21 protein-coding genes are annotated in these 19,522 nt (G+C 69.5%); 9 read left to right on the forward strand and 12 right to left on the reverse strand.

Features of this window, described 5'->3' with window-relative positions; genetic code table 11:
* Positions 1-48: 48 nt before the first annotated feature.
* Positions 49-300, reverse strand: a complete 252-nt coding sequence (locus tag DMH01_RS28110; protein WP_125680430.1) for a DUF3027 domain-containing protein — start codon at positions 298-300, stop codon at positions 49-51.
* Between the two features lie 114 nt (positions 301-414).
* On the opposite strand from DMH01_RS28110, the gene DMH01_RS28115 reads away from it, so the two are divergent.
* Positions 415-843 carry a hypothetical protein gene (locus tag DMH01_RS28115; RefSeq protein WP_125680198.1) on the forward strand — a complete coding sequence of 143 codons (429 nt, stop codon included), beginning with the start codon at positions 415-417 and terminating at the stop codon, positions 841-843.
* Here DMH01_RS28115 and DMH01_RS28120 read toward each other — a convergent pair.
* Positions 791-1,243, reverse strand: coding sequence for a hypothetical protein (locus DMH01_RS28120; RefSeq protein WP_125680199.1), 453 nt, complete (start codon positions 1,241-1,243; stop codon positions 791-793). The genes DMH01_RS28115 and DMH01_RS28120 overlap by 53 nt on opposite strands.
* A gap of 134 nt (positions 1,244-1,377) precedes the next feature.
* Here DMH01_RS28120 and DMH01_RS28125 point away from each other — a divergent pair, with 134 nt between their 5' ends.
* Positions 1,378-1,803: a DoxX family protein gene (locus DMH01_RS28125; protein ID WP_007031884.1), complete on the forward strand. Its 426-nt coding sequence runs from the start codon at positions 1,378-1,380 to the stop codon at positions 1,801-1,803.
* A gap of 64 nt (positions 1,804-1,867) precedes the next feature.
* Here DMH01_RS28125 and DMH01_RS28130 read toward each other — a convergent pair whose 3' ends face one another.
* The 3 genes from DMH01_RS28130 to DMH01_RS28140 form a co-directional block, all read right to left on the reverse strand.
* Positions 1,868-2,575 carry a TIGR03089 family protein gene (locus tag DMH01_RS28130; protein WP_125680200.1) on the reverse strand — a complete coding sequence of 236 codons (708 nt, stop codon included), beginning with the start codon at positions 2,573-2,575 and terminating at the stop codon, positions 1,868-1,870.
* Positions 2,576-2,584: 9 nt separating this feature from the next.
* On the reverse strand, positions 2,585-3,904 hold the full coding sequence (locus tag DMH01_RS28135) for an LCP family protein (protein ID WP_199745654.1): 1,320 nt from the start codon (positions 3,902-3,904) through the stop codon (positions 2,585-2,587).
* Between the two features lie 87 nt (positions 3,905-3,991).
* Positions 3,992-5,530 (reverse strand): LCP family protein, encoded by a 1,539-nt coding sequence (locus tag DMH01_RS28140; protein ID WP_125680201.1) that lies wholly within the window; start codon positions 5,528-5,530, stop codon positions 3,992-3,994.
* A gap of 151 nt (positions 5,531-5,681) precedes the next feature.
* Here DMH01_RS28140 and rfbB point away from each other — a divergent pair, with 151 nt between their 5' ends.
* The gene (rfbB, locus tag DMH01_RS28145) at positions 5,682-6,665 is read left to right on the forward strand and encodes a dTDP-glucose 4,6-dehydratase (protein WP_125680202.1); all 984 of its coding nucleotides are present in this window, start codon (positions 5,682-5,684) and stop codon (positions 6,663-6,665) included.
* A 4-nt stretch (positions 6,666-6,669) separates the two neighbouring features.
* Entirely contained in the window at positions 6,670-7,551 is an 882-nt protein-coding gene (gene rfbD, locus DMH01_RS28150) for a dTDP-4-dehydrorhamnose reductase (protein ID WP_125680203.1), read from the forward strand.
* Positions 7,552-7,693: 142 nt separating this feature from the next.
* Here rfbD and DMH01_RS28155 read toward each other — a convergent pair whose 3' ends face one another.
* From DMH01_RS28155 to DMH01_RS28165, 3 genes are read right to left on the reverse strand one after another with little or no spacing between them, the layout of a single operon-like run.
* A complete protein-coding gene (locus DMH01_RS28155; RefSeq protein ID WP_125680204.1) occupies positions 7,694-8,782 on the reverse strand; it encodes a glycosyltransferase family 1 protein in 1,089 nt (362 codons plus the stop codon).
* Positions 8,775-11,288, reverse strand: coding sequence for a glycosyltransferase (locus tag DMH01_RS28160; protein ID WP_125680205.1), 2,514 nt, complete (start codon positions 11,286-11,288; stop codon positions 8,775-8,777). Before DMH01_RS28160 ends, DMH01_RS28155 begins: the two co-directional genes overlap by 8 nt.
* 32 nt (positions 11,289-11,320) lie before the next feature.
* Entirely contained in the window at positions 11,321-12,232 is a 912-nt protein-coding gene (locus DMH01_RS28165; protein ID WP_125680206.1) for a glycosyltransferase, read from the reverse strand.
* 19 nt (positions 12,233-12,251) lie between these two features.
* On the opposite strand from DMH01_RS28165, the gene DMH01_RS28170 reads away from it, so the two are divergent.
* The 4 genes from DMH01_RS28170 (at position 12,252) to DMH01_RS28185 (ending at position 16,669) form a co-directional block, all read left to right on the forward strand.
* Entirely contained in the window at positions 12,252-13,307 is a 1,056-nt protein-coding gene (locus DMH01_RS28170) for a glycosyltransferase family 1 protein (RefSeq protein ID WP_125680432.1), read from the forward strand.
* Positions 13,308-13,422: 115 nt separating this feature from the next.
* Positions 13,423-14,559 (forward strand): glycosyltransferase family 1 protein, encoded by a 1,137-nt coding sequence (locus DMH01_RS28175; RefSeq protein ID WP_125680433.1) that lies wholly within the window; start codon positions 13,423-13,425, stop codon positions 14,557-14,559.
* 147 nt (positions 14,560-14,706) lie between these two features.
* A complete protein-coding gene (locus DMH01_RS28180; RefSeq protein WP_199745655.1) occupies positions 14,707-15,570 on the forward strand; it encodes a glycosyltransferase family 2 protein in 864 nt (287 codons plus the stop codon).
* 58 nt (positions 15,571-15,628) lie between these two features.
* Positions 15,629-16,669, forward strand: coding sequence for a serine hydrolase (locus DMH01_RS28185; RefSeq protein WP_125680207.1), 1,041 nt, complete (start codon positions 15,629-15,631; stop codon positions 16,667-16,669).
* Between the two features lie 82 nt (positions 16,670-16,751).
* Here DMH01_RS28185 and DMH01_RS28190 read toward each other — a convergent pair whose 3' ends face one another.
* Both DMH01_RS28190 and DMH01_RS28195 read right to left on the reverse strand, forming a co-directional pair.
* Positions 16,752-17,252, reverse strand: a complete 501-nt coding sequence (locus tag DMH01_RS28190) for a hypothetical protein (protein WP_199745656.1) — start codon at positions 17,250-17,252, stop codon at positions 16,752-16,754.
* A 137-nt stretch (positions 17,253-17,389) separates the two neighbouring features.
* On the reverse strand, positions 17,390-17,842 hold the full coding sequence (locus DMH01_RS28195; RefSeq protein WP_125680209.1) for an adenylyltransferase/cytidyltransferase family protein: 453 nt from the start codon (positions 17,840-17,842) through the stop codon (positions 17,390-17,392).
* A gap of 74 nt (positions 17,843-17,916) precedes the next feature.
* Between DMH01_RS28195 and DMH01_RS28200 the strand changes: the two genes are divergently transcribed.
* The gene (locus DMH01_RS28200) at positions 17,917-18,813 is read left to right on the forward strand and encodes a DNA-3-methyladenine glycosylase (protein WP_125680210.1); all 897 of its coding nucleotides are present in this window, start codon (positions 17,917-17,919) and stop codon (positions 18,811-18,813) included.
* A gap of 40 nt (positions 18,814-18,853) precedes the next feature.
* Here the strand turns inward: DMH01_RS28200 and DMH01_RS28205 are convergent, their stop codons facing one another.
* Positions 18,854-19,042, reverse strand: coding sequence for a hypothetical protein (locus DMH01_RS28205; RefSeq protein ID WP_063272169.1), 189 nt, complete (start codon positions 19,040-19,042; stop codon positions 18,854-18,856).
* A gap of 52 nt (positions 19,043-19,094) precedes the next feature.
* The gene (locus tag DMH01_RS28210; protein ID WP_199745657.1) at positions 19,095-19,502 is read right to left on the reverse strand and encodes a GntR family transcriptional regulator; all 408 of its coding nucleotides are present in this window, start codon (positions 19,500-19,502) and stop codon (positions 19,095-19,097) included.
* Positions 19,503-19,522: the final 20 nt, after the last annotated feature.

Raw genomic sequence — 19,522 nt, forward strand, 5'->3', positions numbered from 1 at the left:
CAGGCGCAAGGATGGGGGCCTTCATGTACTTACGGCTCGTGTGATGGATCAGCCGAATGAGCCGTCGCCGCGGTCCGCGAAAGCGGTGCAGCCGTCGTGCTCGAACCGAACCAGTCCGTCGAAGATGGAGTGTGCGCTGGTGCAAGCGCCGTAGTCCTGGCCGAGTCGGCCGTGCAGGGCGACCCAGAACACGCATCCGCCACATTGCTCGCCGTGCGCTTCTCGATTGAGGCGCTCGCGCCAGCGCGCGTGGCAGGTGCGGTTGAACTTCTCGTCGTCGCCCGGCCAGGGCGGATTCATGGCGGGCACGGCGTCAGGTTAGAGACGCCCGTGGAGGCAGGCGATCGATTAACCCTCGGTGAGATGCTTCACGGAAGTACGGCGATCATGGACCGCCGGTGTCACTCTCGAAGAATGTTCTGGTTCGCACCGGTGTCGTGGACACCGCACGACGAGGCCGAGCTGATCGCCGGCTGGCGGTTGTGGCTCGAACTCGGGGATCGCACGTGGCCGACGGCCGCGTGGGACGGGACGGCGGCCGACGTCGTCCGGCCGCTGCGTGAGCTGGTCGCGGCCTGCGACGAGATCGAGACGGGCTACCGCGAGGCCGTCGACGAGCCGTCGGAGGGGTTCATCCGGATCATCCAGTTCCTCGTGTGGACCGTCAGCACGGTGATCGAGCTGTGGGCCGACGACGAGGTTCCGCTCGACGCCGAGCGGATAGCGTTGCTGCACGCCGATCTGGCCGGATTCGCGGAGCAGGCTGAGCGGGTGCTCGAGGTGCTGGCCGTCAGTGGGGGCTGGACGGGTCTGGCCGCGGAGCATCGGCGGACGGGTCGCTGAGCGATTCCGGTTTCTCGACCCACGCGAATCGCGAGCCCGCCAGATGTTCGGTCAGCGGACGGGCCAGCGAGAGCAGGGTCACCGGAGTGCCGTACGGGTCCTCGCGGGGTGCGATCTCGTAGCCGACCTCGATGACGGACTCTTCCTTCTTCTCGGATTCGACGTCGTGACGGGTGACACCGTTGTCGATCGACCACGTGCCCTCAAGGGTGCGATGGAATTTCAAGACCAGTTCGCCCTGGCTCGACCAGGTGAAGCGGGACACCGCGAACTCGGTGCTCCAGCTCGCCCAATAGAGCCATCCGGAGCCGTCGCGGCGGAACACCAGGTCTACGGACTCGACGCTGCCGGGATGCATGATCTCGTCCGACCACAGGCCGGGCAGCCGTTCGTGCGTCACAGCGGAGAGTCTGCCGTACAGAGCTTCCTGTCGGGTACCTGTCGATCACGCTCCGGAGGTGCCATCGGAGGCGTCCGGTGCCCTACCGTGATCCGGGTAAGTTGAATATTCACCGACCAGAAAGCTGATACCCGATGTTCGCTCGTTTCAAGGATGTCGCCCTCCTGCTCGGCCGGATCGGTGTCGGTGTGGTCTTCCTCGCACACGGCCTGCAGAAGTGGGAAAACGGGATCGACGGCACCGCGAAGTTCTTCGAGCAGACCGGAATCCCGCTGCCGACGCTCGCGGCGATCTTCGCGATCGCGGTGGAGATCGTGGGCGCGATCTTGTTCATCGTCGGTTTCCTGACGCCGCTGGTGGGCCTCGGCTTCGTCGTGGTCTCCGTCGGTGCTCTGCTTTCGGTGCACCTCGACAACGGCCTCACCGGCCAGGGCGGTTACGAACTCGTCCTCGTCCTTGCGGTCGCCGGGCTCGCGCTCGGCTTCAACGCCGGCAAGCTGTCGCTCGACCACGCGCTCTTCGGGCGCAAGCGTGAGGCGAAGCAGCTCCAGGACGCCTGAGCCCGGTTGCCATGAAGGGACCTTTCCTTGCAAATTTTGCAAGGAAAGGTCCCTTCATGGCACTTCAGGAGGGGAGATCCGCCGTCGTCCGCTCGGCTTCGCGCCGGGAAGTGAGTTTGGCCGGATCCGCGTCGGTGACCTGGACCAGATGCGCGCCCGCCGCCAGCGGCGTCAGGAATCCCGCGAGAATCCCTTCCTCGCCCGTCCACTCCACAGTGGACAGAACCCGGTCGTCGGCGGACAGGCCGAGGCCGGTGGCACGAGCGCGGGCTTCGGCGAGGACCTCGTCCACAGTGGACGAACCCAGTGCCGGAGTGTCGCCGGGAATGGGGAACAGCGGGCTGAACTGGTCACCCGAGAGCCGGGCTTCGGTCAGGTAGTCCAGCGCCCCGTCCGGCACGGAACCGGCGGGCAGCCCGAGACCCATCGGGTGCAGCGAGACGACGGCCGTGGCGGCCGCGTCGGACGCGCCGCCCGGCGCGACGAACGCCACCCGTGCGCCCGCGGTCTCCGTCACCACCCTGGCGCCGCACCACCACGCGCCCAGCAGGACACCGGCGGTCTGCCAATGCGACGGCAGCACCACGGCGACCTCGTCCCCGGGTTCGACGTCGAACTCTTCGACCAGCCAGTTCGCCGTCTTGGCCGCCCAGTTCACCGTGGTCGCCACGGACAGTTCGACCCGGCTGCCCTGCTTGTCGTCGTAGTGCGTGATCAGCGGTTTCGCGGGCGACCCGAGCACGGGCCGCAGCAGCAGTTCGGTGAGGCTCACGCCACGACGTTAGTTCACACAGGGAACGCTCGACGCGGCGAGCACCGGAGCCGCGCCGGGAGCGCCGCCACCGCCGCCCCGTCCCGCCAGACCGGAGATGAAGCTCCGCACGGCGGCGATGTCGATCTCGACGATGCTCTGGCCGTCCGCGCTGCGGCCGTTGATGTTCACCACCGGGATGGTCGTGAACGTCAGGTCACCCGACGCGATCCCCTTCGCCTGCTGCGCGAACTCCAGCAGGTCCAGTCCTTCGTCGAGGACGATCGACCGGCGCACGACGTCCATCAGGCCCGACATCGTCGACGGGCTGGTCAGCGTCCCGGCCGAAAGCACCTGGTTCAGCGCCGAGGACAGGAACGTCTGCTGCCGCACGATGCGGTCGAGGTCGCCGCGCGGCAGGTTCTTCCGCTGCCGCACGAAGGACAGCGCCTCGCCGCCCGACACGGTCTGCTCGCCGCGCCGGAAGTTCGCGCCCGAGTCCTTGTCCTCGGTCGCGTGGTTCAGGCAGACCTTGACGCCGCCCAGCGCCTCGGTCAGCAGGTAGAACCCGAGCAGGTTGACCTCGGCGTAGTGGTCGATGCGGATCTGCGTCAGCTCCTGAACGGCCTGGACCAGTGCCTTGCGGCCTTCCTGATCGGAATCGCGTTCGAGTTTCGCCTGATCGGTTTCACCCCGATGGGCGTTCGCGTAGGTGGTCTTCGCGACGCCGTACGCCGAATTGATCTTGTTCGGGCCGCGGCCGGGGATATCGGTCCAGGTGTCACGCGGGATCGAGACGCCGGACGGTTTCCCGCCGTTCTTAGGGATGCGAAGGATGATGATGGTGTCGGTGCTGACGCCGGGCTTCTCCTCGGTGCGCAGCTGTTTTAGCACGCGGAGTGGCAGCGGATTGCCCTGCGCGTCGGTCCGCGCGTCGCTGCCGACGAGGAGGATGTCGGTCGCGCCGTCGTCGGCGGGCGGCGCGGCGGGATCGTCGGGCTTGCTCAGCGCGTTCGTCGTGGGGACGTTGTTCTGCAACTGGTCCTTGGTGACGTACGCGTAGCCCGTCGTGCCGAGGGCGAGCAGGGACACGAGGCCGACCGCGATCCGCCGGGTGATCCGGCCGGCGCGGCGCAGCGGGCGCTCGGGGACGTCGAGCACACCCGAGACCGGTTCGTCTTCGTCCTCGGCCGGGGCCGACGGCTGGGGGAGCGGCGGATTCCGCGGGTACGGCGTCGGGACGAGCTTTTCGTCACTCTCGGTGTCCGAATTGCCGTCCTTTTCGGACTTCGGTTCTTCGGCGTCCAAGTGCTCAGAACGTTCGTTGACGCTCTTGTCCTCGTCGCTCATCCCTGATCACCTCCCCTGGCGCGGTAGCCGTCCGATCGTAGGAGAAGGTTAAGCCACCGTGAGGGCGGCCACGCTGAGTACCCGGAATTAATTGACGCAGGGCACATTGCCCGCGACGATCGGTTTCGTGGCGGGCGCCGCCGGAGCGCTGGAGGGCGGGGGAGCCGGGTTCGAGGGCGCCGACGTCTTCGCCGGGGGCGTGGCCGCGCCGGTGGACGCGCCCTTGAAGTCCTTTCCGAGCAGCACCCGCACCTTCCCCGGCGCGACGTCACGGTCCGCCTCGGCCTGCACAGCGGTGCCGAAGACCTGCTTGATCAGGGCCAGCGCGGCGTCGTCGCCCGGCGCGTGCCGGATGACCGTCGAGTTCCGGGTGCTGAGCTTGGTATCGGCCGCGAGTTTGAAACCCTTGCCCTGCAACAGGTTCCGGGTCTCGGTGGCCGCCGTGGGCGAACCGGTCCCGTCGAAGAGTTCGACGGTCACCGCTTCCGCGCCCGGCAGGGTGGCCGGGGTCTCGGACGGTGCGGTCTCCCCGTCGGCCGTCAGGCGGGCGACCTCGGCCTGCACCTGCGCCGGGTCCACGCGGAGCACGGCGGCGCCGCCGATGGTCGCGTCGCCCTGGGTCGGGATGGTGTGGAATTCGACGTTGCCGCTGGTCAGACCGCGCATCTGCGCGGCGAACTCCGGCAGATCCCAGCCCGCCGACAGCACGACCGACTTCTTCACGGCTTCGATCAGGCCCGCGATCTTCGCCGGGTTGATCAGGACGTCCGACGAGAGCACCTTGTTCGCCAGCCCGGAGAGGAAGGCCTGCTGCCGCGCGATCCGGTCGAGGTCGCCGTTCTGCAGGTCGTAGCGCTGACGGACGAACGCGAGCGCCTGGACGCCTTCGACGGTCGACTTCCCGGCGGGCAGATCCACGCCGGACTTCTTCTCCTTGACCGCGTTGTTGAGGCAGACCTCGACGCCGCCGATCGCCTTCGTGATCTCGTAGAAGCTCGACAGGTTCACCTCGGCGTACCGGTCGATCATCTTCGGCTTGCCGATGAACTTCTCCAGCGTCGCGATCAGGTTCTTGCGGCCGGCGTCCTTGGCCTTGGCGTCGACGTCCTTGAGGTCGGTGTTGCCCTGCTGCTGCAGCGTCTTCGACGTGTCGTTGTAGGCGTACACGTACGCGCTGTTGAGCTTGTGCTTGCCGAAACCGCCGGTGATCTCGACCCACGAGTCACGGGGGAAGGAGATCGCGACCGCCTTCTTACCGTTCTGGGGGATGTGCACCAGGATCATCGTGTCGGTCTGGCGCTCGCCGTCCGAAACACCGGCGTGCAGCATGTCGAGGACCTCGCGCGGCAGCGGGTTGCCCTGCGCGTCGGTGCGGCTGTCCTGGCCGACCAGCAGGATGTCGATCGCGCCGTCCAGCGGTTTCGCCGGCGGGTGGCCGTTGTCCTCGAAGATGTTCGTGGTCGCGAAGCCCTGGGACGGGTCGCCGATGAACTGCCAGCCCCACCAGGTCAGGGCCAGGATCGTGATCGAGACCAGGCTGAACACGACCTTCACGCCACGGCGGGCGAACACCACGACACCGCCACCACGGCGCGCCGGAATGGGTGGCCCGGGCCACTCGGTCACGTGCGGTCCTCCACGAATCTCCCCAGGGCACACGCGTGCCTCGTCCATGACTCTACTGAGTCTCGTGTTAGACGTCCGTAGGCTGGTGAAAGGTTGCCCCGGTCGTGACACACTCGGCCGGTCAGGGAAGTAGCAGAGGGAGGATCGCGGCATGCGAGTGCTGGTCACCGGTGGCGCCGGGTTCATCGGTTCGCATTACGTCCGGCAGGTGCTGACGGGTGCGTACCCGAGCTTGGCCGACGCCGAGCTGATCGTGCTCGACAAGCTGACCTACGCGGGCAACGAAGCGAACCTGGAGCCCGTGCGCGAGAACCCGCGCTACCGGTTCGAAAAGGGCGACATCTGTGACGCCGCACTGGTCGGTGAGCTGATGCGGGGCATCGACCTGGTCGTGCACTTCGCCGCCGAGTCCCATGTGGACCGTTCGATCGCCGGCGCGGCCGACTTCGTGCTGACGAACGTGCTCGGCACCCAGACCCTGTTGCAGGCGGCGCTCGAGGCGCAGGTCGGGAAGTTCGTCCACGTGTCCACCGACGAGGTCTACGGCTCGATCGACAAGGGATCCTGGGACGAGGACCACGTGCTGGAGCCGAATTCGCCGTACTCGGCGTCGAAGGCGTCCTCGGATCTGCTGGCCCGTTCGTTCTTCCGCACGCACGGATTGCCCGTCTGTGTCACGAGGTGCTCGAACAACTACGGTCCGTACCAATTCCCGGAGAAGGTCATCCCGCTCTTCGTGACCAACCTGCTCGACGGCAAGAAGGTCCCGCTCTACGGCGACGGGCTCAACGTGCGTGACTGGCTGCACGTGGACGATCACTGCACCGGCATCCAGCTGGTCGCCGACGGCGGCAGGCCGGGCGAGGTCTACAACATCGGCGGCGGCACGGAACTGACCAACCGCGAGCTGACCGAGCGGCTGCTGACCGCCGTCGGAGCCGACTGGGACAGCGTCGAGCCGGTGGTGGACCGCAAGGGGCACGACCGCCGGTACTCGGTCGACATCACCAAGATCTCGCGGGAGCTCGGGTACGCGCCGCGGAAGTCCTTTGAGGACGGTCTGGCCGACACGGTGGCCTGGTACAGCGGGAACCGGTCTTGGTGGGAGCCGCTGAAGAAGCGTGCGGGGGAGTGACGAAGTGCTGAGCATCCTCGTACCGGGCGGATCCGGGCAGCTGGGGCGTGACCTGGCGGCGCTGGCCGTGGGCTCCATCGACGCCACGACCCCGTCGTCGTCGGAGCTGGACGTGCGCGACACCGGCCAGGTCATCGCCGCGGTGACCGAGCTGGCGAGCCGGGCGCGGGCGGCGGGAAAGTCGCCGGTGGTGATCAACGCGGCGGCCTACACCGCGGTGGACGCGGCGGAAACCGATGAGGAGCGGGCGTTCGCGGTGAACGCGGACGGCCCCCGGGTGCTCGCCGCGGCGTGCTCGTCGCGCGGGGTGCCGCTCATCCACGTGTCCACGGACTACGTGTTCCCCGGCGACGCGACTTCGCCGTACGAGACCAGTGACCTGCTGGGCCCCCTCAACGCCTACGGCCGGACGAAGGCGGCAGGGGAGGACGCGCTGCTCGGTTCGGGCGCCCGTTCGTGGATCGTGCGGACGTCCTGGGTGTACGGCAAAACCGGGTCGAACTTCGTGGAGACCATGGCGCGGCTGGAAAAGGAGCGGGACGAACTGTCCGTAGTGGACGATCAGACCGGTTCGCCGACCTGGTCCCGTGACCTCGCCGCGGGCCTGCTGGAGCTGGCGGGCCGGGTCGCCGCCGGTGAAGGGCCGTCGCAGCGGGTGCTGCATTGCACGGGTGGCGGGTCGACGACGTGGTGCGGGTTCGCGAAGGCGATCTTCGCGGAGCTGGGCGCGGATCCGGCGCGTGTGAAGCCCTGCACGACGGCGGAGTTCCCGCGTCCGGCGGCGCGCCCGGCGTACGGGGTGCTGTCGAACGCGTCTTGGCGCGAGGCGGGTCTTACGCCGCTTCGGGGCTGGCCTGACGCTCTGAAGGCCTACTTCACTTCCTGATCACGCGAGTTCGCCGTTCAATCACGCGAGTTCGCCCTTTCCGCACGGAGGGCACGTGTGCGCGAGTGGCGAACTCGCGTGATCAGACGGCGAACTCGCGTGATTGGGGGCGTAACACACGTGATTGGGGGCGTAACTCGCGTCAGTGCTTCGTGCTCGCCTGGCGGTAGGCGGCGACGGTGAGTTCGGCGCACGCGCGCCAGGTGAAGTTCGCGACGTGCGCGCGGCGCGCGGCCGAAGTGGCGACGGCGTGCGGGTCGCTGACGGCGATCCGCAGCGCCTCCACGAGCCCGTCGACGTCCTCGTAGGGGACCAGGCTCGCGCAGTTCCCCGCGACCTCGCGCAGCGCCGGGATGTCCGTGCACACCACGGGGACGTCCGACGCCAGCGCTTCCAGCACCGGGAGCCCGAAACCTTCGTCGCGCGACGGCAGTACCAGCGCGCTGGCCCCCGCGACGACCCGCCGGAGGTTCACGTCCGACAGGTAGCCCACGTGGCGCGAACGAGGGCCCACCGCGAACGAACCGGGACCGACGAACACCAGATCCGGCAGATCCGGCGCGGCCTCGTGCGCCTGCCGGAGCCAGTGCAGGCCCTTCCGGGGCCCGGGGGCGCCGGCGAAGAGCAGGTACTTGTCCGGGAGCCCGAGTTCCTTGCGGCGTTCCGGGTCCGGCGGGCGGGCGGTGAACCAGGCCGGGTTCACGCCGAGCGGGGTGACGATGATCTTGCCGCGGTCCACGTCGAGCCGTTCGGCGACCTGGTCGGCGACGGCGTTGGTGGGCGTGCAGATCGCGTCCGCGAGCCGGGCGCCGCGCCGCACCAGCCGCGGCAGTTCGTGATCGCTCGGCGCGAGCTCCTCGGGAGCGTCCAAAAAGGCCAGATCGTGGATGGTCACCACACCCGCGGCGCGGAACCGGCCGGGCAGCACGAAGTTGGTGCCGTGCACGACATCCGTCGGACCGGCGAACAGCTCCACCGGCGGCAGCTGCGAACGCAGCCACGCCTTGCGCAGCAGCCGTGCCGCCACCGGCATGCCTCGCGCCCGGACGCCGTGCGGGAGCACGTGCCGCAGCCTTCGCCAGCCGCGCAACGTGAACGCGACCGCGCGAGTGTCCACTTCGGACATCGAAGCGAGCTCTTCGGACAAGGCGACGGTGTACCGGCCGATACCCGTCCTGGCACCGAGAAGCGGGGTCCCGTCGAGCAGGACGCGCAAGGGGCGGTCAGCCACGGCCGAGCCTCTGCTTGGCGACCTTGACCACGCGGCCGCCGACGCGCCGCGCGAGCTCCTTCGGGCCGCCGTCGGCGAGGTACTCGCGGATCAGTCCGACGTCGCGGAGCAGCATTTCCTTGCCCCGCACCGGTTCGGAGACCACGAGGTCACTGGAGCCGGGCAGCCGGTCCGCGGCGGGCCGCGGGTTCCGGCAGAACTCCACCAGCGGTTTCAGTGCCTCCGGCCAGGCGTAACGCCGGGCGACCGCGGCCATCCGCTCGACACAGCCCGCGGCGAACTCCTCGTCGTACAACGCCTTTTCCAGCGCGTCGGCCAGCGCGTCCACGTCCTCGGCCGGGACGACGACGCCGAGCCGTTCCTCGCGGACCAGGTCGGCGAACGAGTCGCCGTCGGTGGTGACGATCGGCAGCCCGGCCCACAGGTAGTCCAGCACCCGCGTCCGGAACGCGAACGTCGTCTCGACGTGCTCGTAATGCGTGGTGACGCCGCAGTTCGCGTCGAGCAGCCAGTTCTGGCGCTCCTCGTAGGGCACCCACTGCTGATTGAAGAACACGTGCTTGCCGGTGAGCCCGAGCGTGTCGGACAGCAGCATCGTGCGCGCGCCGATGTCCATCTCGGTGACCTCGGGGTTGGGATGCTTCATCCCGAGGAACACCAGGCGGACGTCACCGCGGCGCTGCCGCAGCTGCTCGATCGCCCGGACGAGCGTGAGCGGGTCGAACCAGCTGTAGACGCCGCCCGCCCACAGTACGACGTGATCGGTCTCGCCGATTCCGTCCAAAGTGGACCGGAGGCCGGGGCCGGTGCGGACCGGAGCCTGCGGCGGCAGGCCGAACGGGACGATCGACAGCAGCGACTGGGTGGTCGGGTCGGCGTCGTAGAGCCGCGGTGACAGCCTGCCCATCGCGGCGAGGTGGCCCAGCCAGAAGTGCCGCTGGCGGTCCGACGCGCACAGGAAGAAGTCGCCGCGTTCCAGCTGCGCGTCGAGGACCTTGGTGACCCCGATGAGGTCCAGCGCCCGCTTGTCGTCGGGAACGCCCTTGCCCTGTTCGAGCAGTTCGAGGTGCATCGGGTCGTACAGATCCGCGACCACGATCTTGTGCGCGTACTGCTTCTTCAGCGAGGGCGCGAGTTCCAGCACATGGCCCTGCAGGACGATGATGTCGGCCCACTCGATCGGCGTCTCCAGATCGCGCCGGGTGGCCGCGCTGACCCGGAACGCGGCGGGCGGCGGATCGGCGAGCGGGTTGACCGTGACCAGGTGGACGTCGTGTTCGGTGGCCAGCGTCGCGGCCATGTTCCACGCGCGGATCGCGGGGCCCGCCATCCGTTCGGTGATCGCGTCGCCGGTGATCACCAGTACCTTGCGACGCTGCCCGAAGAGCGCGTCGATGCCGAACGTCTCGACCAGGATTTCGTGCGCGGCGAGATAGCGCGGCAACGGATATGCGGGCTCCAAGGCCTTGCGCAGCAAGGGAAGCAGGTCGGCGTCGGTGCGGACGCGAGCGGCCTGTTCGGCGGCGCGCGACTCGGTGAGCGAGGGCAGCAGTTCGACGAACTGGTCGATCGCCAGCACGCCGGCCAGCGTCGTCCTCGGTACCTCGACCGGTCCGGTTTCGGCCGGGCCGACGCCCTGGGCGAGATCGAACCGCGTGGCGTCGAGGTCGCCGCGCGCGGTCGCCCGGCGGACCGCCAGTGCCAGCGCGGCGGGTAGCGCGCGCGACAGCGTCTCGTCGGAAAGGTTCTTGTACAGCGCCGCCAAGGCGTTGCGTTCCAGCAGGAAGGTTTCGCGCCCGGAGTCCGGCGCGTCCACTGTGGACATCGTGGCGTGGTGGCGGTGATAGGTCAGCGACTCCGGCACGTAGCGCACGCGCCAGCCGCGCAGGTTCAGCCGCCAGCCGAGGTCGACGTCCTCGTAGAACATGAAGAACCGCTCGTCGAACCCGCCGAGTTCGGCGAACACCCCGGCGCGGACGAACATCGCCGAACCGGTCGCGAACAGGACGTCCTTGGCGATCTCGTGTTCGGCGGCGGGGACGTCGGCCAGCGGGCTGCCCGCGTGGCGCTTGTAGCCCATGCCGAACCAGGTGAGGCCCGCGTCGACGAAGTCGGTGCCGGTGCCGTCCCAGTCGAGGACCTTGCTGGCCACCGCGGCGACCGTCGGCTGTGCACGCAGTTCGGCCACGGCCGCGCCGACCCAGCCGGGAGCCGGGCGGGCGTCGTTGTTGAGGAACGCGAGGACGGTGCCGGTGGCGTGCTGCGCGCCGAGGTTGCAGCCGCCCGCGAAGCCGGAGTTCACCGGGGACTCGACGAGCTTGACGCCCGGGGCCGCGGCTCTGATCTCGGCCACGTCGGTGCCGCCGGAGGCGTTGTCGACGCAGATGACCTCGAGGTTCGGGTAATCGTGTTCGGCGAGTGCGCGCAGGCAGGTGACGGTGTCGGCCGCTCCCCGGTAGTTCACCACGATCACCGAGACGACCGGTTGCGTTTCCCCCTGCGCCAAAGCCGTACTCCCTGCACTCGATTGGACCAAGCTTAAAGCCCGGCCCACGCGTCCCAGACCGCGCCTCGGCCCAGTGTCGCCCGCCGCCCGATGGCCCGCCGCTCGAGCAGCGTGCGTGGCAGGCGGGCGGCGACCGCGCCCAGGACCCGGCACCGGAGGCTCAGACGGAAGTTCGGTGCCGCTGGTTTCCTTCGGAGGGGCAGTACCAGGGTGAGTACGGCGAACTTCACCAGTTGGCGGATCGCCACCGCGCGTGGGGCGCACCGCAGGAGGGTCAGCAGGCGGTTGCGTTCATTCCACAGGTGGAACGGGACCGAACCCGGCAGGGTGCTCGCGCCATGCCGATGGGTGACCTCGGCGTCGGCCCCCACGACGTCCCAGCCCGCCAGCCGCAGCCGCCACGCGGTGTCGGTGTCCTCGTAGTAGCAGAAATAGGACGCCGGGACGCCGCCGACGGAACGGAGCGCCTCGACGTCCAGCACGGCCGCGCCCCCGCAGAAGCCGAAGACCTCGTCGGCGGATTCCGGCAGGTCGGCACCGTGGCCGTCGGCGGTCAGGCGGACACCGGTGGACTGGACGGTCCCGTCGGCCAGCGTCAGCCGGGCGCTCACGGCGGCGGCGAGCGGAGCCTTGGCGAGAGTGTCTTCGCAGGTCGCGAGCCACTCCGGGGCCGGGGCCGCGTCGTCGTTCAGCCATGCCATCAGCGGGGTGTCCACTTTGTCCAATGCGGCGGCCATGGCGCCCGCGTAACCGGTGTTGCGCGGTAGCCGGAGCACCTCGGGCTTCGAGGGATGGGCGGCGAGCAGGGCGGCCGTTCCGTCGTCGGAAGCGTTGTCGACGACCAGCGTCCGATGCGGGCGGGACTGTGCGGCGAGGGCGTCGAGGCAGGCGGTGATGTGCGCGGCGCCGCGCCAGGTGACCACGACGACGGTGGTGCTGGTCATGCCAGAGAGAATAGAGACCATGCCCGAACTGGTCGTGCTCGCCGAGCAGCTGCTGGCGCCCGTCCCCGGCGGGACCGGCCGCTACACCGGCGAGCTGCTGCGGGCGCTCGCCGAGACCGCGCCGCCGGGATGGACGGTGTCGAGCGTGGTGGCGCGGCATGCCGACATCGACGCCGCGGTCGTCGAGGGGGTCGTGGGGCCGCGCGTGCTGCCGATCCCGCCCCGCGCCCTGATCGCCGCTTGGCAGCTGGGCCTGCCGTGGTGGCCGGGCGGCGACGCGGTCCACGCGCCGACGCCGCTCGCGCCCGCCCGGGTGCCGAAGGGGCGGACGCTGTCGGTCGCGGTGCACGACACCGTGCCCTGGACGCATCCGGAGACGCTGACGCCGCGCGGCGTCGCGTGGCACAAGGCGGTGATCGCGCGGGCGGCGTCGCGGGCGACCGCGCTGACCGTGCCGACGCAAGCGATTGCGGACGAGCTCGCCGCGCTGGTGCCGGTCTCGGTGCCGCTGCGCGTGATCCCGCACGGTGTCCGGCCGCATACCGGGTTCGCCGAGGTTTCGCTGCCGGAGCGGTACGTGCTCGCGATCGGGACCATCGAGCCGCGCAAGGGCGTCGACGTGCTGATCGACGCCGCCGGTCGGATCGGGGTGCCGCTGGTGCTGGCGGGTCAGCCGGGCTGGGGCGGCATCGACCCGGTGGCGCTGGCGCGTGAGCACGGCGCCGACGTCCGGGTGCTGGGGAAGGTGAGCGACGCGGAACTGGCGTCCACGTTGCGAGGCGCGTCGGTGCTGGCGATGCCGAGCCGGGCGGAGGGGTTCGGGCTGCCGCTGATCGAGGCGATGGCGGCAGGCGTGCCGGTGGTCCACTCGGACGTCCCCGCCCTGGTCGAGGTGGCCGGGGGAGCGGGCATGGCGGTCCCTGTCGGCGAGGCGCAAGCGCTTGCGGATGCCCTTCGCGGCGTCCTGGACCATCCGGAGCAGGCGGCGGCGCTGCGTGACAGTGGTCTCAGCCGTTCGAGTGAGTTCACCTGGCAGCGTGCGGCCTCCGCCGTTTGGCGTCTCCACCACCGCTAGCAGGTTGCCTGACAAGATTCAGCCGGAGTTTTCCTCGCGTGAAGTGAATCTGTCGGTTCCCCACCGCGCGGCCGGTGAGCCGCCGTACCCTCCTAGGGTGACCGAAGACCCTCGCGTGCTGATCGACGCGACCGCCGTCCCCGCGGACCGGGGTGGCGTCGGTCGTTACGTGGATTCGCTGGTCGCGGCGCTGGACGAGGATGGCGCGCGGATCACCGTCGTCTGCCAGCCGCGGGACGCGGTGCTGTACGACCGGCTGGCGCCCGGCGCGCGGATCGTGCCCACCTCACCGTCGACGTCGACCAGGACGGCGAGGCTGACCTGGGAACAGGCGACCCTGCCCCGGCTGGTCCGGCGGCTCTCCGCCGACGTCGTCCACTCGCCGCACTACACGATGCCGCTGGCCAGCCCGGCCGCCTCGGTGGTGACCCTGCACGACGCGACCTTCTTCACCGACGCGGTGCTGCACTCTTCGGTGAAAGCGCGCTTCTTCCGCGCCTGGACCGCGACGGCGCTTCGCCGCGCGACGCTGTGCATCGTGCCGAGCATCGCGACGGCCGCCGAACTGGACCGCGTCGGCCAGGTGCGCACCGCGGAATTGGAGATCATCCATCACGGCGTCGAACCGGACCGGTTCCATCCGCCCTCGCCCGCCGAAATCGAAGCCGCGCGGCAGGCCGTCGGACTCGGGAAGACGCCGTACGTCGCCTTCCTCGGCGCGCTGGAACCGCGCAAGAACGTGCCCGCGCTCATCCGCGGTTTCGCGCACGCCGTGATCGGCAGGCCGAACCCGCCGGCGTTGGTGCTGGCCGGACAACCGGGCTGGGATTCGCAGGTCGAACGCGCCCTCGACGCCGTACCGCACCGGCTGCGCGTGATCCGCGCCGGATATCTGCCGTTCGACACGCTCGCCGGCTTCCTCGGCGGCTCCGAACTGGTCGCCTACCCGAGCCTCGGCGAGGGATTCGGGCTCCCGGTGCTGGAGGCGATGGCGTGCGGCGCGGCCGTGCTCACGACCCGGCGGCTTTCGCTGCCGGAGGTCGGCGGGGACGCGGTCGCCTACTGCGGGGTCGGCGCCGGAGACGTCGCGGCGGCCATCTCGGAGCTGCTCGACGCCCCGGCGCGGAGGGCCGAGTTGGCCGAAGCCGCGCTTCGGCGGGCGAAGGAGTTCTCGTGGGCGACGACCGCGGAGCGGCATCGGGAGGCTTACGCGAAGGCTTGGCACCGGCATGTGCAGCGGCGGGCCGGCTGAGGCTCCCGTCCCGCACCCGCTGACGCTTGGCGCGCGGATGTCCGACGACTCGGCCCTCGCGGAGCGGCGGGGAAGCAAGGGACCTTTGCTATCGCCTCGGGGTGGGTGCGGCGCGGTCGCGTTCGGTGACGGGTGGACAATGGCCCGGTGACTGAGCACCCCAGCTACGGCGACGGGCTCGCCGTCGTGACCGTGACGTACTTCCCCGGCGAAACCCTCGAGAAGTTCCTCGACACACTCGAGAAGGCGACGGATCGGGACGTCCAGGTCGTCGTCGCCGACAACGCGTCCACGGACGGCGCGCCGGAGAAGGCCGCCCGCCGGGAGAACGTCAAGCTGCTCAGCATCGGCGAGAACGTCGGCTACGGCACGGCCGCCAACCGGGGTGTCGCGGAACTCGACGACAGCTACGGCTGGGTCGTCGTGGTCAACCCGGACCTCGAATGGGAACCCGGTTCGCTCGACGCGCTGCTTGAGGTGGCCGAACGCTGGCCGCGAGGTGGCGCGTTCGGGCCGCTCATCCACGACCTCGACGGCACGGTCTACCCGTCGGCCCGGCTGCTGCCGTCGTTCGGCCGAGGCATCGGGCACGCGGTGTTCGGCAAGATCTGGCCGGGCAACCCGTGGACGCGGCAGTACCGGCAGGAGACCGGCACTCCGGTCGAGCGCACGGCGGGCTGGCTTTCCGGGTCCTGCCAGCTGCTCCGCCGCGAGGCCTTCGACTCGGTCGACGGATTCGACACGCGGTACTTCATGTACTTCGAGGACGTCGACCTCGGTGACCGGCTGACCCGCGCGGGCTGGCTGAACGTGTACGCCCCTTCGTCGAGCGTCATGCACATCGGCGGGCACTCGACTTCGCAGGCTTCGGAGAAGATGCTGCGCGTGCACCACGAAAGTGCGTACCGCTACCTCGCGGACCGTCACCGCGGACTTCTGTGGAAGCCGGTCCTGCTCGCGGTGAAGGCCGGTCTCGCGCTGCGGCTCAAGCTCGAAACGCGCCGGAAGTAGCCGTTCCGGCCACCGGAACTCGCGCGACTCCGCTCCTCGCCGTCGTTACCGTCGGTGCATGGACTTCGCCGCACTGGACACCTGGCTGACGGAACGCGCCGGGGAGGACCGCTTCTCGGGAGTCGTGCTGATCCGGCGCGGAGACGAGACACTGTTCGAACACGGATACGGCCTGGCCAGCCGCCGCTGGTCGGTGCCGAACGCGCCGGACGTCCGGTACGACACCGCGTCGATCACGAAGGTCGTCACCGCGATCGCCGCACTGCGGCTGGTCGACGAGGGGCGGCTGGACCTCGACCTCCCGATCGGCGAGATCATCGACCTCGACGGCACGGCGATCGCGCCCGGGGCGACGACGCGGCAGCTGCTCACGCACACGTCCGGGATCGCCGACGACGCAGACGAGGAAGCGGGCGAGAGTTACGAGGCGTTGTGGGTCGACAAGCCGGTGTACTCGGTGGTCGACACGCGGGACCATCTGCCCAATTTCGCTTACCGGGAGCCGAATTTCGCGCCGGGTGAGGGCTGCCGGTACTGCAATTCGGGCTACGTCCTCGCCGGGCTGGTGATCGAGGAGATCACCGGAAGGCCGTATCGCGACCACGTCCGGGAGACCGTGCTCGACCGCGCGGGGATGACCGATTCAGGTTTCTTCGACCGGCGCGATCCGGCGCCCAGGGTCGCCGAAGGCTGGGACCCGATCCTCGACGGCGAGCGGATCACCGGCTGGAAGCAGAACATCTTCAGCTACCCGCCGATCGGGACCCCCGATGGAGGTGCGTACTGCACCGTCGGCGACCTCGTCCGGCTGCTGCGGGCGATCCGCGAGGAGCGGCTCCTGAGCCCTGCGCGCACGAAGGAGTTCCTCACGCCGCAGGTGCTCCACAGCAGCGGCGTCTGGTACGGCTTCGGCCTCGAATTCGTCCTGGCACCGGACGGCTCGGTGCGGCATTACTACAAGGACGGCGGCAACGTCGGCGTCTGCGCGCTGATGCGGCACTATCCGGCCGAAGGGCTGGACGTCGCGATGCTGTCCAACGCCACGTACGGCGGGGGAGCGGCGATCAAGGAGATCGATCGGGTGATCCGGGCTTCCTGAGGCAGGTTCTCGCGCGTGCAATGAAAGGCCCCTTCATAGCAAAATTTGCTATGAAGGGGCCTTTCATTGCACGTTACGAGGGCTAGATGCCGTCCAGGCGGCGCGAGAGGTTCGACCGTCCCGAAGGGTTCTGCTTCACCGTCGGCACCAGGCCGCCGACCTCGTTCTCGACGGTTTCCGGCTCCGGCTGCTCGATCAACGGGCTCTGTACCGGCGCGGCGGGCGGCCGCCGGGTGAGCGGGGTCGTCGCCTGCGGCAGAGGCCTGGTCTGCTGGGGAGCGCCGGGACGGCGCGGGTACGGCTGCGGCTGAGTCGAGCCTTCGCCCCGCGCCGGCGGCAGGTCCAGCCGCGTCGTCGGTTCGGGTCCCGCGAACGGGTGATCGTTCTCGGCGATCAACGAAGCCGGTAGCTGGGTGGTCGTATCCGGGTCCGAGGAACGGTCGATCTCGGCGACCACCGAACGGGGGATCTGCTGAGTGTTCGCGGAGTCCATCGGAGACGTCGCGTTGTCCGGTGTCACGACGAAGGCTCCACGCGCGCTTGCGCGTGCGAGCAAGGCGTCCGCCCGAGCACGGGGGTCCATTCCCCTAGGCCTCCCGACTGACCTGGGGCCCTCTGGGTTCAGGGCCGACTGTGTGGTGTCTAGGGTAGGCCCTAGGTGCGGCTGCCGTCAGCAGACCCGCAAACGTCTCCCGACAAAAGTCGGCAGGCCGCCAGTACTCAGGCTTCCATGTCCGAAAGGATCCGCGTGCTGGAGTCGGCCTTGTCCGTGCCGCCGATGCCGTAGACCATCGTGATGTTGTTCCTCGCCCCCGCCTCGACCTCGTCGGCCGGGAGCTCGTCGACGTTGCGCCGGTCGCCGCCGTTGCAGAACTCGAGTTCCGTGTCGGGGTACGCCGCGCGGATCTGGTCGAACGATTCGTTGATGCCCGGCCCCTGCTCGACGGCGATGTACACGTCGTCGACGATGCGCAGCGCGCGGACGATCCTGGCGCGGACGTCCTCGGTCTGGATCACCCTGCCCTTCTTGAGGACTTGCTGGTGATCGTTGTTGACGATGACGATCAGGTAGCCGGACCGCGCCTGCGCGGACTCGAACAGGTCGAGATGGCCCTGGTGGAGCGGGTTGAAATACCCGCTGACGATCGAGGCCTTCGCCGGTCGCTCGGTCATCGTCGGTGTCCTCCATAGGCATACGGTTTCAGGTGGCCCGCTCACCCTAGCCGAGTGCCGGGTAGTTTCACCGTGTGCTGTTCCGTCCTGGGTTCTCGCTCGATCTGGACGCGGTCCTGGGTCCGCTGAGCCGGGGATCGCGTTCGCCCAACGTCGTCCGCACCGAGGGCGGGGTCACCTGGCTGGCCGCCAACACGGCGGACGGCGCGGGCACGCTCGCGTTGTTGCGGCGCGCCGATGGCGAGATCGAGGCGGAGGCCTGGGGACCCGGCGCGGACAGGCTGCTCGAAGGCGTTCCGGCGATGCTGGGCGCGCATGACGACGACTCCGAATTCGTCGCGCACCACGACGTCATCGCGTCGGCGCGGCGCCGGAACCCAGGACTGCGCCTCGGCTCCACCGGCCGGGTGTGGGACGCGCTGGTGCTCGCCGTGCTGGAGCAGAAGGTGACCAGCACGGAGGCGTTGCGGTCGTGGGGCGAGCTGTGCCGCTGGTTCGGGGAGCAGGCGCCAGGCCCGGGCCCGGAGCGGCTGCGCGTGCCGCCGACACCCGTCGCCATCCGCTCCATTGTGGACTGGAAATGGCATCGCGCCGGGGTGGACCTGAAACGGCGGACGACGCTGATCGCCGCTGCCCGCGTCGCGTCGCGGCTGGAGAAGGCCGTCGAGCTGAAAGGTGTCGAAGGCCGGGCCTGGCTGCGGAAGGTGCCCGGCATCGGCGTGTGGACCGCGGCGGAGATCGCGCAACGTGCCTGGGGAGACCCGGACGCGGTGAGCTTCGGCGACTACAACATCCCGTCGATGGTCGGGCACGCGCTGGTCGGGACGAAACTCGACGACGTGGGGATGTCCGAGGTGCTGGCGCCGTATTCACCGCAGCGGCAGCGCGCGGTGCGCTACCTGTCGACGGCCGGATTCCGCCGCCCGAGGTTCGGGCCGAAGATCGAACTCCGCGACTACCGCGCCATGTGACGCGTGCTTCTGCCGCGTTTAGTCCTCTGAATGCGGGATGTCAGTTGCCCCAGCCCTGCGGCGGATAGGGCTGCTGCTGGCTCGGGTACTGCGGCTGCTGCTGCGGGTACTGGTGGTAGGGGAGTGCCGGCGGCTGCGGTTTGCTGTTCGACTTCACGAGGAAGTAGATCCCGACCCCGATCCCGGCCAGGATCAGGACGCCGACCACCAGTACCAAGAGGAAGACCATGCCGAGAGACTAACCGGAGGCCTCGTCGCCGGCCCGGTGGTGGGACCTGGGCTCAGTGGGCGGGACGCTCGTGCAGTCGCGGGTTCGTCCGGTAGGCCGTGACGTTCGCGGCCAGCGCGGCGTCGACGATCGCGATCGCCTCCCCCTGACTCAAGCCCAGCTTGCGGGTGATCGCGGCGTACTCGGCGGCGGCTTTCTGGGCCAGCTTCCGGTTTTGATCCCCCGAGTCCCCGACGAAGGTGCCTGCCCGGCCACGGGTTTCGATCAGGCCCGCCTCTTCCAGTTCACGGTAGGCCTTGGCGACGGTGTTGGGAGCGATGCCGAGATCCTCGGCGAGTTTGCGCACCGTCGGAAGCTTCGTGCCGACCGGCAGCGTCCGGTCCTTGATCTGGGCGGCGAACGCTGAACGCACCTGCTCGTACGGGGGGATCGGTGAGTTGGTGTCGACGCTGATGATCACTTCGTGCTCCTGGTTCTCGG

This window comes from Amycolatopsis sp. WAC 04182, assembly GCF_003947465.1.
Taxonomy (GTDB): Bacteria; Actinomycetota; Actinomycetes; order Mycobacteriales; family Pseudonocardiaceae; genus Amycolatopsis.

Coding starts and splice junctions, on each gene's coding strand:
- DMH01_RS28110 (WP_125680430.1), bottom strand. CDS start 300: ATGAATCCGCCCTGGCCGGGCGACGACGAGAAGTTCAACCGCACCTGC.
- DMH01_RS28115 (WP_125680198.1), top strand. CDS start 415: ATGTTCTGGTTCGCACCGGTGTCGTGGACACCGCACGACGAGGCCGAG.
- DMH01_RS28125 (WP_007031884.1), top strand. CDS start 1,378: ATGTTCGCTCGTTTCAAGGATGTCGCCCTCCTGCTCGGCCGGATCGGT.
- DMH01_RS28135 (WP_199745654.1), bottom strand. CDS start 3,904: ATGAGCGACGAGGACAAGAGCGTCAACGAACGTTCTGAGCACTTGGAC.
- rfbB (WP_125680202.1), top strand. CDS start 5,682: ATGCGAGTGCTGGTCACCGGTGGCGCCGGGTTCATCGGTTCGCATTAC.
- DMH01_RS28165 (WP_125680206.1), bottom strand. CDS start 12,232: ATGACCAGCACCACCGTCGTCGTGGTCACCTGGCGCGGCGCCGCGCAC.
- DMH01_RS28170 (WP_125680432.1), top strand. CDS start 12,252: ATGCCCGAACTGGTCGTGCTCGCCGAGCAGCTGCTGGCGCCCGTCCCC.
- DMH01_RS28185 (WP_125680207.1), top strand. CDS start 15,629: ATGGACTTCGCCGCACTGGACACCTGGCTGACGGAACGCGCCGGGGAG.
- DMH01_RS28190 (WP_199745656.1), bottom strand. CDS start 17,252: ATGGACCCCCGTGCTCGGGCGGACGCCTTGCTCGCACGCGCAAGCGCG.
- DMH01_RS28195 (WP_125680209.1), bottom strand. CDS start 17,842: ATGACCGAGCGACCGGCGAAGGCCTCGATCGTCAGCGGGTATTTCAAC.
- DMH01_RS28205 (WP_063272169.1), bottom strand. CDS start 19,042: ATGGTCTTCCTCTTGGTACTGGTGGTCGGCGTCCTGATCCTGGCCGGG.